The 12354-nt window shown below is 70.6% G+C and carries 12 protein-coding genes; 5 read left to right on the top strand and 7 right to left on the bottom strand.

Annotation, left to right across the window (positions count from 1 at the left end; translation table 11 throughout):
- Positions 1-253: 253 nt before the first annotated feature.
- Positions 254-997, top strand: coding sequence for a DUF8176 domain-containing protein (locus QMG86_RS10870; protein ID WP_281879266.1), 744 nt, complete (start codon positions 254-256; stop codon positions 995-997).
- Between the two features lie 36 nt (positions 998-1033).
- Here QMG86_RS10870 and QMG86_RS10865 read toward each other — a convergent pair whose 3' ends face one another.
- Entirely contained in the window at positions 1034-1879 is an 846-nt protein-coding gene (locus QMG86_RS10865; RefSeq protein WP_159837456.1) for a bifunctional 5,10-methylenetetrahydrofolate dehydrogenase/5,10-methenyltetrahydrofolate cyclohydrolase, read from the bottom strand.
- Positions 1880-2071: 192 nt separating this feature from the next.
- On the opposite strand from QMG86_RS10865, the gene QMG86_RS10860 reads away from it, so the two are divergent.
- Together QMG86_RS10860 and QMG86_RS10855 are read left to right on the top strand one after the other, a co-directional pair.
- The gene (locus QMG86_RS10860; RefSeq protein WP_281879263.1) at positions 2072-2941 is read left to right on the top strand and encodes a YdcF family protein; all 870 of its coding nucleotides are present in this window, start codon (positions 2072-2074) and stop codon (positions 2939-2941) included.
- Between the two features lie 88 nt (positions 2942-3029).
- A complete protein-coding gene (locus QMG86_RS10855) occupies positions 3030-3833 on the top strand; it encodes a putative protein N(5)-glutamine methyltransferase (RefSeq protein WP_281879261.1) in 804 nt (267 codons plus the stop codon).
- A 48-nt stretch (positions 3834-3881) separates the two neighbouring features.
- Here the strand turns inward: QMG86_RS10855 and QMG86_RS10850 are convergent, their stop codons facing one another.
- Entirely contained in the window at positions 3882-4712 is an 831-nt protein-coding gene (locus QMG86_RS10850; RefSeq protein ID WP_281879259.1) for an SDR family NAD(P)-dependent oxidoreductase, read from the bottom strand.
- 33 nt (positions 4713-4745) lie between these two features.
- Positions 4746-6317 (bottom strand): succinic semialdehyde dehydrogenase, encoded by a 1572-nt coding sequence (locus QMG86_RS10845; RefSeq protein WP_281879258.1) that lies wholly within the window; start codon positions 6315-6317, stop codon positions 4746-4748.
- 146 nt (positions 6318-6463) lie between these two features.
- On the opposite strand from QMG86_RS10845, the gene QMG86_RS10840 reads away from it, so the two are divergent.
- Positions 6464-7147 carry a TetR/AcrR family transcriptional regulator gene (locus QMG86_RS10840; RefSeq protein WP_195083414.1) on the top strand — a complete coding sequence of 228 codons (684 nt, stop codon included), beginning with the start codon at positions 6464-6466 and terminating at the stop codon, positions 7145-7147.
- 15 nt (positions 7148-7162) lie between these two features.
- Here the strand turns inward: QMG86_RS10840 and QMG86_RS10835 are convergent, their stop codons facing one another.
- The 4 genes from QMG86_RS10835 to QMG86_RS10820 are packed head-to-tail and all read right to left on the bottom strand — an operon-like array spanning position 7163 to position 11533.
- Entirely contained in the window at positions 7163-8074 is a 912-nt protein-coding gene (locus tag QMG86_RS10835) for a short-chain dehydrogenase/reductase (protein WP_281880906.1), read from the bottom strand.
- Positions 8075-8079: 5 nt separating this feature from the next.
- Complete coding sequence (locus tag QMG86_RS10830) at positions 8080-9552, bottom strand: flavin-containing monooxygenase (protein WP_281879255.1); 1473 nt, start codon at positions 9550-9552, stop codon at positions 8080-8082.
- Between the two features lie 38 nt (positions 9553-9590).
- Positions 9591-10661: a PDR/VanB family oxidoreductase gene (locus QMG86_RS10825; RefSeq protein WP_434086170.1), complete on the bottom strand. Its 1071-nt coding sequence runs from the start codon at positions 10659-10661 to the stop codon at positions 9591-9593.
- Positions 10658-11533, bottom strand: a complete 876-nt coding sequence (locus tag QMG86_RS10820; RefSeq protein WP_281879253.1) for a metal-dependent hydrolase — start codon at positions 11531-11533, stop codon at positions 10658-10660. Before QMG86_RS10820 ends, QMG86_RS10825 begins: the two co-directional genes overlap by 4 nt.
- 104 nt (positions 11534-11637) lie before the next feature.
- On the opposite strand from QMG86_RS10820, the gene QMG86_RS10815 reads away from it, so the two are divergent.
- On the top strand, positions 11638-12300 hold the full coding sequence (locus QMG86_RS10815; RefSeq protein WP_281879252.1) for a TetR/AcrR family transcriptional regulator: 663 nt from the start codon (positions 11638-11640) through the stop codon (positions 12298-12300).
- Positions 12301-12354: the final 54 nt, after the last annotated feature.

Raw genomic sequence — 12354 nt, 5'->3', positions numbered from 1 at the left:
AACACTTCTCGGAACCTTGTCCGCGCTCGACCGGTCGGCACTGCCCCGGGTAGCTTGGTCCCGATCGGCGGATGCCGCGAGCCGGAGCGTGCCGGAGCGGCGAGTCACACGTGCGCCGGATCGACGCATCGGCCGGCGCACTACACGCCGCGGTACGGCTCAATTGCGCACGCGGCCGGGCGTTCCGGCGTCGTGGCGATGCGGTTAATCTGACGGGGACCTGACGAAGGGTGGGGCGATGGACGGACCGGAGATGAGCGCACGACCCGGCTATGACCGGGGGAATCCGTACGGCGCCGGGGGCCCGGCTCAGGCACCTGCCGGTGCGGAGTACCGCGGTGAGTGGGCAACGTGGGTGGACCGGCAGCCCGCCGAGGCACCAGCCACCGCCGAAACCATGCACACGCCGCAGTCCGATCCGGACGAGTACGAGGACCGATTCGCGGGACTGATCGACCGCTCCCCCGCGCCGCGCGCGAGGCGGCGGTGGGCGGTACCCGTGCTGGGTACGCTCGGCGTCGTCGCGCTGGGCTTCGCGGCCTTCATGCAGTTCGGGGTCGGCTCCGACCAGCAGGCCGCCGCACCGGCCCCGTCCGCTGCGGCCACCGCCCCCGCGGCACCGGTCGCGCAGTGCCCGGCCGAACGGGTCGGCAACCGGATCCAGGGCAATGGCGCGGGCGGTTTCGATTCCGGCCCGGCGGTGATCTTCGCCTTCCAGTACGCCTACTACGTGGACCGGTCCGGCGAGCACGTCCGTGCCACCACCACCGCGGATGCCGCCGTCCAGGCCGCCGACGCCATCCAGCGCGGCATCGACAGCATCCCCGCGGGCACCACCCATTGCGTGGCGATCAGTCCCGGCGCGTTCGCGGGCCAGTACCTCGTGGTGGTCACCGAACATCGGCCCGGGCAGAATCCGGTCACCTACAACCCGCAGATCGTCACCACCACCAAGGACGGCAGCCGCACGCTCATCAGCGCCATCGCCCGCGGGTGAGGCGGCTCTTCGCGGACAGCCGCGAAGAGCGCCCGATCAGTCGGATTCGGCGGCGGTGACGACGTGGCGCATGAGCAGGGCCGTGGTGACCGGGCCCACGCCGCCGGGGACCGGGCTGAGTCCGGCGGCCTTGCCGCGCACCGACTCCGCCTCGACATCGCCGACGATCTTGCCGTCGGGGGCCTCGTTGGTGCCGACGTCGATGACCACCGCGCCCTCCCGGACGTGCTTGCCGGAGATCAGGCCGATGCGGCCCGCCGCGGCGACGACGATGTCCGCGGTGGCGGTGACGGCGGCGAGGTCGGCCGTGCGGGAATGGCACACCGTCACGGTCGCGTCCTTCGCCAGCAGCAGCTGGGCGAGCGGCTTCCCGACGACGTTCGAGCGGCCGACGACCGCGACGTGGCGGCCGGCCAGCGGGATCTCGTGATGTTCGAGCAGTTCCACCACCGCCTCGGAGGTGGCGGGGACGAAACCGTCCAGCCCGGCTGCCAGCAGGCCGAGCGACAACGGGCTGACGCCGTCCACGTCCTTCGACGCGACGATCGCCGAACTCACGTCGTCGAGCGTGACGCCCGCCGGGAGGGGCGTCTGCAGCATGATCGCGTCGGTCGCCGGATCCGCGCCGCGCGCGGTGAGCTCGTCGCGAATCTCCGCCACGCTCGCTTCAGGGCCGAGATCGACCGTGTCGCAAGCGATGCCGAGCCGTTCGGCCGCTTTGCGCAGCGAGTTCACATACCAGGCGCTCGCCGGGTCGTCGTTCGCCACGACCAAGGCAAGGCGCGGAGCGGTGCCGCCGTCGGTGAGCGCGGCGGCGCGGGCCTTGGTGTCGGCGTTGATGGCGGCGGCGAGTTCCTTGCCGGACAGCGAAACGGTATCCACGTTGACACAGCCTAACGGGCGCGGCCGCGGGCACCCGGCTCCAGCCCGTCTCGAATCGCGCACAGGTAAAGCAACCCGTTCGCGAATTGCCGGGTGGCCGGGGAAATCGGCCGTATCGTGATCCCTGCTTGCCCCAGCTAACTGCTAGCACGTGCCAACCCGTTCCACAGCGGAAAGGTGACGACTGTAGTGATGATCTCGAGGCATTGGAAACTTCTCGTCGCGGCGTCGTTCGCCGCGTTCTCGTTCACCGGACTGGCCGGCGTCCCCGCGCACGCCGCGCCGGAAACGGACGCACTGTATAACTCCGCCCAGCGCCACTTCGCCAACGGCGACGACGCCGCAGGCCGCGCCGATCTGCGCAATCTGATCGGAGCAGACCCCGCGGACGCCGAAGCGCTGGCCCTGCAGGCGATCTGGTCCGACTACGCCGGTGACCTGCCCGCGCTGGTGGACGCCATGGCACGGCTGCACGTGGTCGATCCGGGCCTGGCGCAGGGCACCGACAACGTGCTCGGGGCCATCCGCGCGGCGGTGGGCACCCTGCCGAACCCGCTGCCCGCGCTGGCCGGGCCGCAGACCGGCATCGTCGTGCTCGGCTACGGCTTGCTCCCCGACGGAGCGTTGCGCCCCGAACTGGTGAACCGGCTCACCGCGGCCTGGTTGCAGTCGATCGCCGCGCCGCTGTCGCCGATCGTCGTCACCGGCGGGAATCCGCAGAACGGGATCACCGAGGCCGAGGCCATGCGGGACTGGCTGGTGGCGCACGCCGTGCCGCCCACGCGCATCCACGTGGAGAGCCGCGCGGGCTCGACCGTGCAGAATGCCCTGTTCAGCACCGGGCTGCTGCGCGATGTCGGTGCGACGAGCGCGATCGTGGTCACCTCCCCCAACCACATCCGCCGTGCCGTCGCCGATTTCATCGTCGCGGGCACCAGGGTCGTCGGCGCGACGACCTCGCTCGAGCAACTGGTCGCGCAACTACCGCCGCCCGGCCGAGCGGGCCAGCGCGGCATCTATCTCGACGCCACTCGCACTTTCCAGCTGAGCACGGCGCGCTGACTCCGCCGGGACCGGCCCGGCGACGCCGGTCCCGGGCCTCGGGGAAATTCGTTGGCGGCATCCGTCGTGCGCACGGCAGGATGGCCGGGTGACCCCACCCGCGAGTACCGATGTGGTGGCCCTGCTGCGGGCGGCGGGCTGCGTGTTCGCCGAGGACGAGGCGCGGCTGCTGGCAGCCGCCGCCGCGGAGACCGGCACGGCCCTCGATGCGCTCGTCGCCCAACGCGTCGCCGGTAGCCCGCTGGAACACCTGCTCGGCTGGGCGGAGTTCCACGGGCTGCGGGTCGCGGTGACCCCCGGCGTCTTCGTGCCGCGGCAGCGCACCGCGTTCCTCGTCGACCAGGCGGTCGAGTTGATCCGCGAGCGCACCGGGCATCCGGTGGTGGTCGACCTGTGTTGCGGCTCCGGCGCGCTCGGCCTGGCGACGGCGCGAACCGTCGCCGACGAAGGTCGTGCGGTCACGCTGGCGGCCGCCGACATCGATCCGATCGCGGTGGAGTGCGCCCGTCGCAACCTCACCCCGCTCGGCGCGCCGGTCTACCAAGGGGATCTCTTCCATCCCTTGCCCGCGGAATTGCGCGGCTGCATCGACATCTTGCTCTGCAACACCCCCTACGTGCCCTCGGAGATGATCGCGCGGATGCCGCCGGAGGCCCGCGACCACGAACCGCGCACCGCTCTCGACGGCGGCCCCGACGGCTTGGACGTCTTCCGGCGGGTCGCGGCCGAAGCGGCCGAGTGGCTGTCCGCGGAGGGACATCTTCTCGTCGAGGCCGGTGAGGACCAGGCCCCGATCGCGCTCGCCGTCCTGGCGGAGCACGGTCTCGCGGGCCGGGTCGCGGCATCCGACGAGCACTACGCGACCGTGGTCATCGGCACCCGCCCACGCTGACGACAGCGCACCGCGTGACCGGCGCGCTCGTAGGGGCCGGATGCCGCTCTACTTCTTACGGCCGGTGAACTGGTCCATCGAGTGGTAGACGCCGACCGTGTCGAGGAACAGGTCACGCAACTTGATCGGCAGCAGGCCGGAGATCGCCTTGTTCAGACGCGAGGTCCACGGCAGCACCACCAGCGGGGTGCCGTTCTTCATCTCGCGCCACGAAGTGTCGACCACCTTGTCCTGTTCCAGGATCGGGGTGAACAGGAATCCCTTGGCGCCCTCGAACATCCCGGTATTGATGTAGGTCGGGCAGACCGTGGTGACCTTCACGTGCTCGTGGCCGGCCTGCTCCAGTTCGATGCGCACCGAGTCCGACCAGCCCAGCGCCGCCCACTTCGACGCGGCGTAGACGCTCATGCGCGGGTTGGACACCAAGCCCGCCGACGACGCGATGGTGAGCACCCGCGCCTCGGTGGCCCCGGCGACCATCGCGGGCAGGAACTCCAGCGTGACGTACATCGGGGCGAGCGAGTTGATCGCCATCGTCTTGTCGATGTCGGCGCGGTCCCCCGTCTCCCAGAAGTAGCTGTTGCCGCGCACGATGCCCGCGTTGTTGACCAGGATGTCGATGCCGCCGACCTGCTCGCGCACGCTCGCCGCCGCCTCGGTGATCGCCTCGGGCGAGGCCACGTCGACCACGTGGTGGTGCACGGCGCTGCCCCGGCCGGCCAGCTCGGCGGCGGTCTCCTTCAGCACGGCCTCGTTGATGTCCCACAGCACCACCGCCGCGGCGCCTTCGCGCACCGCGCGCTCGGCGAACAGCTTGCCCAAGCCCATCGCGGCCCCCGTGACCAGGACCCTCTTGCCCGCCACCGTGTCCAGTTTCATCCGTACCGCTTCCTGATCCGTGAGTCGTGCGAGTTACTTCTGCCGGAGCGCTTTCATGACGCCGAAGTACAGCGTCATCGTCTTGGCCCAGAGCGCTTCGGACATGCCGGGCAGCGGCGCGATCGGCAAGAGCCGCTGCACCGCGATGGTCTGGGTGTCGATGTACTTGAGCAGGCCTTCGGGACCGTGCCTGCGTCCGGTGCCGGAGATGCCGAGCCCGCCGGACGGCGCGTCGGCGCTGCCCCAGGCGGCGATGAAGCCCTCGTTGACGTTCACCGAGCCCGCGTGGATCCGCGCCGCCACCGCGCGGCCGCGGGCGGTGTCCTTGGTCCAGACGCTGGCGTTCAAGCCGTAGGCGGTGTCGTTGGCCTGCTCGACGGCTTCGTCGTCGCTGCTCACGCGGTAGATCGAGACGACAGGGCCGAAGGTCTCCTCGCGGTGCACCGTCATGCCCGGCCGTACCCCGGCCAGCACGGTGGGTTCGTAGAAGTACGGTCCGAGGTCCGGACGCGCGCGACCGCCCGCCAGGACCTTCGCGCCCTTGGCGACCGCGTCGTTCACGTGCGCGACCACCGTGTCCAGCTGACGCCGGAAGGTCAGCGACCCCATGTCGCTGTCGTAGTCCAGCCCGCCGCCGAGCCGGATGGCCTCGACGTGCCCGACGAATTCGGCGACGAAGCGGTCGTAGACGCTGTCGTGCACGTAGATCCGCTCCATCGACTCGCACAGCTGCCCGGCCGAGGCGAAGCAGGCGCGGATGGCGATCTTGGCGGCGCGCGAGACGTCGGCGTCGGCCAGCACCAGCAGCGGGTTCTTGCCGCCCAGCTCGAGCGAGTAGCCGATCAGCCGCTCCCCCGCCTGCTGGGCGATGGTCCGCCCGGTCGCGCTGGAACCGGTGTAGTCGACGTAGTCGGCGCGGGCGATCACCTCGCCGCCGATCACCGAGCCGCGGCCGAGCACCGCCTGCCACAGCCCGCGCGGCAATCCGGCGCGCACGGCGGCGTCGATCGCCCACAACGCGGTGAGCGCGGTCTGGTTGTCCGGGCGCGCCACCACCGCGTTGCCCGCGACAAGGGCGGGCAGCGCGTCGGAGGCGGCCAGGGCCAGCGGGTAGTTCCACGGCGAGATGACCGCGACCACGCCCTTGGGCCGGTGCCGCACATCGACCTGGGTGAGCACGGGGAGCACCCCGCGCGGCTTGCGCGTGGCCAGCAGCCGGCCGGCCACCGAGGCGTAGTACCTGGCGTTCACGGCCACGTCGCCGACCTCGTCGAAGGCGTGCGCGCGGGCCTTGCCGGTCTCGGTCTGCACGATGTCGAGGATGGTGTCCTGCTCGGCCAGCACGATGTCGTGGAAGCGGCGCAGCACCGCGACCCGCTCCCGCACCGGACGCTCCGCCCATCGGCGCTGCGCCTCGCGGGCGGTGGCGAACGCGGTCTCGATGTCGTCGGTGGAGGACTGCGGCAGGTCGACGATCTTCGCACCGGTCGCCGGCGCGAACACCTCGACCGCGGGGGCGCCGCCCGCGACGGCGTGCGCGAGCAACGACTGCACCAGCGACGAGGGCAGCGCGTCGGCGGTGGCCGGTGGGGAGGCGGTCGTCATGGTCGGCCCTCTCGAGGACGATGGCCGCGCCGCGCGCGCCCAATTAAATGAACAGTGGTGTTAGATTAATGTCTATGTCACCGCTCGTGTCAAGCTGTTCGTCGTGGCGCACAGATCCCCCGGGGGCCGTGTTGTGAGGCGGCACTATGCAGGCTGAGCCGACGGCCGCGCGGCGCGGCAGACCGCCACAGACGCAGGAACAGGCCGAGGAGGTTCGCGCCCGGATCGTGCTCGCGACCGCGGAAGTGTTCACCCGCACCGGTTCCCGCGGGCTGAGCGTCGCGCAGATCATCGAGCAGGCGGGCTTGGCCCGGCCGACCTTCTACCGCTACTTCGCCAACGCGAACGAACCGCTGCTGGCCGTGCTCGACAGCTCGAACGACGGGCTGGTCGGCGGCATCCGCGCGGCGCTGACCGGCACCGACGAACCGGTCGAGCTGGGCATCCGGCTGATCGATGCGTACCTGGACTGGGCGCGCGGGCACGGCCCCATGCTGCGGCCGCTGTTCGCCGAGCTGCACGATCCGGGCTCGCCGGTGTCGGCCTACCGGGAGCGGGCGCTCGACGACATTCGCGACCTGGTGCGCGAGACGTTCGCCGAACTGGGCCGCCCGGTGCCGAGCCCGCTCGACCTGGACGCCGCGCTGCACCTGTGCGAGTACGTGGTCTACCGGATCTCCGCGGGCACCGCCCCCGGAGCCGAACCGGACGCGGACACCGTCGCCGCGGCACGTCTGACCATGATCCGGGTGCTGCTCACGACGCTCGGCACGAGGGTGGACGTGGAGTACGCGTTGACGCTGCCCACGATCTTTCCCGCCGAGCCGTGAGCCGGGCCGCGCGCGTCAGCGCGGTACGGGCGTGCCGGGATGCCTGTCGCGGACCCGCTGTTCGACCCGGTGGATCAGGTCGTGCACGCGCGGGTCCCGCGCGAGCCTGCTGTCCAGCACCACGTTGACGACGCCGCGGAACAACGCGTAGGGCTCCCATTGCGGCGGCGCGATGGTGCGCGCCGCGCGGCGGGCGATGCCGTCGGCGATGGACTCCGCCGCGTCGCGCACGGTGATGCGCAGGTTGAGCGGCCAGGGCAGCAACGCGCCCAGGTCGGCGCCCAGCTCGTCCTCGTCGAGTGTGCCGTGGGTCATCGCGGTGTCGACGATGCCGAAGTACGCCACGCCCGCGGTCGCGCCGACCGCGGCCAGCTCCACCCGCAACGCCCGCCCGAATTGCTCGACGGCGGCCTTGCTCACCATGTACGGCGAACCGGCCATGCCCGGCGCGAACGCCGCCGCGGAGGAGACCACGACGACGTGCCCTTTCGCGGCGACGATGTCGTCCAGCGCCGGGTGCACGGTGTTGAACACGCCGGTCACGTTGATGCCGATGACCCGGTCGAAGTCCCCGGGGTTCATCGTCCGGATGGTCGCGGGCTCGGGCACCACGCCCGCATTGGCCACGACGACATCGATCCGCCCGAAACGTTCGCGCACGCGGGAGATGGCTTCGCGCATGCCGATTCGATCGGAGACGTCCGCGCGCACCACCAGCGCACGCTCCCCCATCGAGCGTCCGACGGCCGCGGCGGCGGCCTCGTCGATGTCGATGAGCGCCACCGAAGCGCCGGAGGCGTAGAGTTTCTCGGCCAGCGCCCGGCCGATGCCGGTGCCCGCGCCGGTGATCACGACCACGCGGTCACGGACGTCCAGGTGGCTCTCGGCAGGCGGGGACAGCAACTGCCGCAGCAGGTCGGCGACCACGGCGCTCACCCGGCCCGCAGCCGGTAGGACTCCGGGTCGAAACGGCTTGTCCGACGGCGGTATTCGAAACTCCAGTTCGGGTACAGACCCGCGTTGCCGCCGTCGGCGGTCTGGTAATAGCTGCGGCACCCGCCGGTCAGCCAGGCGGTGTCGCGGCTGCGTTCGGTCACCTCGTCGAGGAAGGCTCGCTGCGCCTCCTCGCGCACATCGATCCGCTGGATGTTCTGCGCACGCATGGTGGTCACGGCATCGACGATATAGCGCACCTGCGCCTCGATCATATAGATGGCGGACTGATTGCCCGCCGCTCCGAACGGCCCCAGGGTGCAGAAGAAGTTCGGGAAGCCCGCCATGGCCGCGCCGAGGTAACTGCTCGGCCGCTGCCGGTACACGTCGCCGATCGACCGGCCGCCGATCCCGTACACGCGGTCGAAAACGGCAGGCGGAACGCCGAATCCGGTGCCCCAGATGATCGTGTCCACGGGATGCTCCGCACCGTCGGCCGTGACGATCGAGCGGGCGCGGATTTCCCGGATGCCGGCGGTCACCACCTCGACGTTCGGTCGGGTCAGCGCCGGATAGTAGGCGTCGGAGAAGATCGCCCGCTTGCAGCCGATCACGTAATCCGGGGTGAGTTTGCGGCGCAGCTCCGGATCACGGACCTGGCGCAGCAGCTGCAATCTGCCCAGCGCCTCGTACGGATGCCGGAATCGCTTGTCCACGAAGCCGACCAGGCCGAACCCTTCGATGCCGGTGTAGTACAGGCCACGGATGGCCTTGCCGAGCGCGGGCACCCGGCGCAGCAGCGCGCGCTCCGCGGGCAGCGTGGGCCGATCCAGCCGCGACACGATCCACGGCGCCGAACGCTGAAATACGGTCAGCGCGCCCACGATCGGCTGGATCTCGGGGATGAACTGCACGGCGGAGGCGCCCGTGCCGATCACCGCGACGCGCTCGCCGGTGAGATCGTGCTCGTGCTCCCAGTGCAGCGAATGGAATTGCGTCCCCTCGAAGGTCTCCGCACCCGGCAGCCGCGGAATCCGAGCCTCGCTGAACGGGCCCACGGCGGAGACCAGCACATCCGCGGTCAGGTCACCACGGCCGGTGCGCAGCCGCCACAGCGTGGCCGCGTCGTCCCAGCGCGCCTCGTGCAGTTCGACGCCGAATCGCATGTGCCGCACCACGTCGTGGCGCGTCGCGACCGACCGGAGGTAGGCGAGGATCTCCGGCTGCGTGCCGTAGGTGCGCGACCAGTTCGGGTTGGGCGCGAAGGAGTACGAATACAGGTGCGAGGGCACGTCGCAGGCGCACCCCGGATAAGTGTTCGCCCGCCAGGTGCCGCCGAGATCGTCCGCCCGCTCGAGAAGCACGAAATCCTCGATGCCCGCTTCGCGCAGCGCGACCGCCAGGCCGATCCCGGCAATCCCGGCCCCGATCACCGCGATCGGGACATGTTCCGGGTTCGCAGCCACTGCCATGTCTTCCTCCCACCCGCGGGCGCCGTTGCCCGCCGAGTTCACAGATCCAGTTCGAGCTCGCCGTCGCGCGCCCGGGAGACGCAGGTCAACATCGCCTCCGCGCGCTCGGACTCGAGCAGCGACCGGTCGCGGTGTTCCACCGCCCCCGCGAGCACCCGCGTCTTACAGGTACCGCAGAAGCCCTGCTGACAGGAGTAGGCGACGCCGGGCAGCACCCGGCGGATCGCGCTGAGCGCGGACTCGTCGGCGGCGACCTCCACGTCGAAACCGCTGCGATGCAAACGGATCCGGAACGGTTCCCCGTCTCGCACCGGCAGCGGCGAGAAGCGCTCGGTGTGCAGCGAGGCCGTCGGATCGTGCAGGGCGAGCACCGCACGCGCGGCCTCGGCCAGCGGCGGCGGCCCGCAAACGTATACCGCGGCGCCGGGCGGGGTCTGCTCGAAGATCATCCGCGCGTCGGGTACGCCGAACTCGTCGTCGGGGCGAACCACGACGTCGCCACCGGTGTAGCGGGCCAGGTCGTACAGGAACGGCATGCGCGATCTGGCCCGGCCCAGGTACATCAACCGCCAGGGCACGCCCGCGCGCTCGGCCGCGGCGACCATCGGCAGGATCGGGGTGATGCCGATGCCACCCGCGACGAACAGGTAGCACGGCGCCTCGACGAACGGGAAGGCGTTGCGCGGACCGCGCACGACCAGCCGGTCACCGACCCGCAGGTCCCGGTGGATCTCCACGGAGCCGCCCTCGCCGTCGGCGATGAGGCGCACCGCGATGCGGTAGAACCCGCGGTCGGCGGGGTCGTTGGTGAGCGAGTACTGCCGCTGCCGACCGGAGGGCAGGACGACGTCCAGGTGCGCGCCCGGCGTCCACGCGGGTAGCGGACCGCCATCCGGGTGGCGCAGCCACAAGCTCAGCACATCGTCGGCCTCGTAGCCGATCCGATCGACCGTGACCTCGAATTCGTAGCCGGTGCGACGGACCGGACTGGGCCGCGAGAGCAATGGGGCGGCGTCGCTCGCGGCGAACAGGCGTTTGTAGGCGTCGGCCGCCGAGCCGATCAGCCGCAGCGCGCCGCCGGGCTGGAACCGTTCCCCGACGGCGGTCACGCGCCCGCCGCCCGTGCCGCGGGCGACTGCGCGAGGTAACGCAGCGCGTTGTCCATCGGGCCCAGTTGCGAGGGATGGAAGCCCGGCCGCAGGTATCGCGGGATCTCGGTGAAGAACGTCGTGAAGCTGGGCACCACACCGCGCACCGACGCGCCGGCCAGTTGCAGCGGCCAGAATCGGCCTTTGTGCTTCGACGGGTCCTTGTGGAAGAGGTAACCGCCGGAGATGACGAACAGGACCAGCAGTCCCGCGCTCGCCACCAGCGCTTGGCGCGCCTTGCGCGCGTATCCGCCGTCGACGTGCATGTAGGCGTCGTAGACGACGCTGCGATGCTCGACCTCCTCGGCGCCGTGCCAGCGGATCAGGTCGAGCATCGCGGGATGCATGCCCTTGGCTTCGAGCTTGTCGTTGGTCAGCAGCCACTCGCCGATGACCGCGGTGTAGTGCTCCATGCCGGCGAACAACGCCAGCCGCTCGCACAGCCACTCGCGTTTGGCCCGGCCGGTGAGTCCGTGGTCGCCGAGGATCCGGTCGACAAGCCAGGTGACACGGTCGACCATGGGGCCGACCTCCAGGCCGAGCCGCTCCAACTGCTCGCGAGCCTTCTCGTGTGAACTGGCATGCATGGATTCCTGGCCGATGAAGCCGCGGACCTCCTCGCGTAACCGCTCGTCGTCGATCAGGGGGAGCGCCTCGGCCAGGGCCTGCGCCATCGCGCGCTCACCCTCGGGCAGCACCAGGTGCATCACGTTGATGATGTGGGTGGCCATCGGCTCGCCGGGGATGTAGTGCATCGGCACCGTGGCGAAATCGAATTCCACGGCCCGCGCGTTGATGGCGTGTGTCTGGTCGGCATATACGGCAGAACCCATCTCGCACCCCTCGTGATCGATCGGCGTCTTCGCAATGTATTGGTGACATCAGATGCTGTCAACATCACATGATGTCAATTCGGGCGCTATGAGAGGATGACGCCATGGACGAAGGCGACGGGTCGATTCCCGGCATGCGCCGCTGGCGCGGGCAGTCCCCCGCCGACCGCGTCGCCGCACGCCGGGAACAGCTGATCGAGGCGTGCACGGAGCTGATGGCGACCGTCGGCGCGGCCGAGACGTCCATGCGCGGCGTCTGCAGGCAGGCCGGGCTCACCGAGCGTTATTTCTACGAGAGTTTCGCCAACCTGGACGCGCTGCTGACGACCGTGCTGGACACCGTCGTCCTCGGCGCGCGCGACCGGTTGCTCGACGAGCTGCCCAACGCGCCCATCGAACGCGACGCGATGTTCCGCCACATGGTCGGCGTCTTCACCGACTACCTGCTGGCGGACCGCCGCCGCGGCCGCATCATGTTCATCGAATCCCAGGCCACCCCGGTGCTGATGCCGCGCGCCAACGAACTCATCGGCTTGTTCACCGCGCCCATCGCCCTGACCATCAGCGCGGGCGACTACACCGAGCCGGTGCCCGACGAGCACGACTACGCGCTCAACGCCAGCGCCATCTTCGGCGCGCTCGCCTATCTTTACCGCCCGTGGCTCGACGGCGAAATCCCGGTCTCCCGAGCGCGTTTCGACGCGCACGCCGCCGATGTCATCGAGCGGATCGCCACGGCGCGCTCGTCGCTGATCACCGAAGCCTGACGCCGTACCCGGCCGACGGGATGCCGAAGCACGCCTTCCGATGACCCACGTTCT

The organism is Nocardia sputorum, from assembly GCF_027924405.1.
Lineage (GTDB): Bacteria > Actinomycetota > Actinomycetes > Mycobacteriales > Mycobacteriaceae > Nocardia > Nocardia sputorum.
This window is presented reverse-complemented; position numbering and strand designations above follow the sequence as displayed.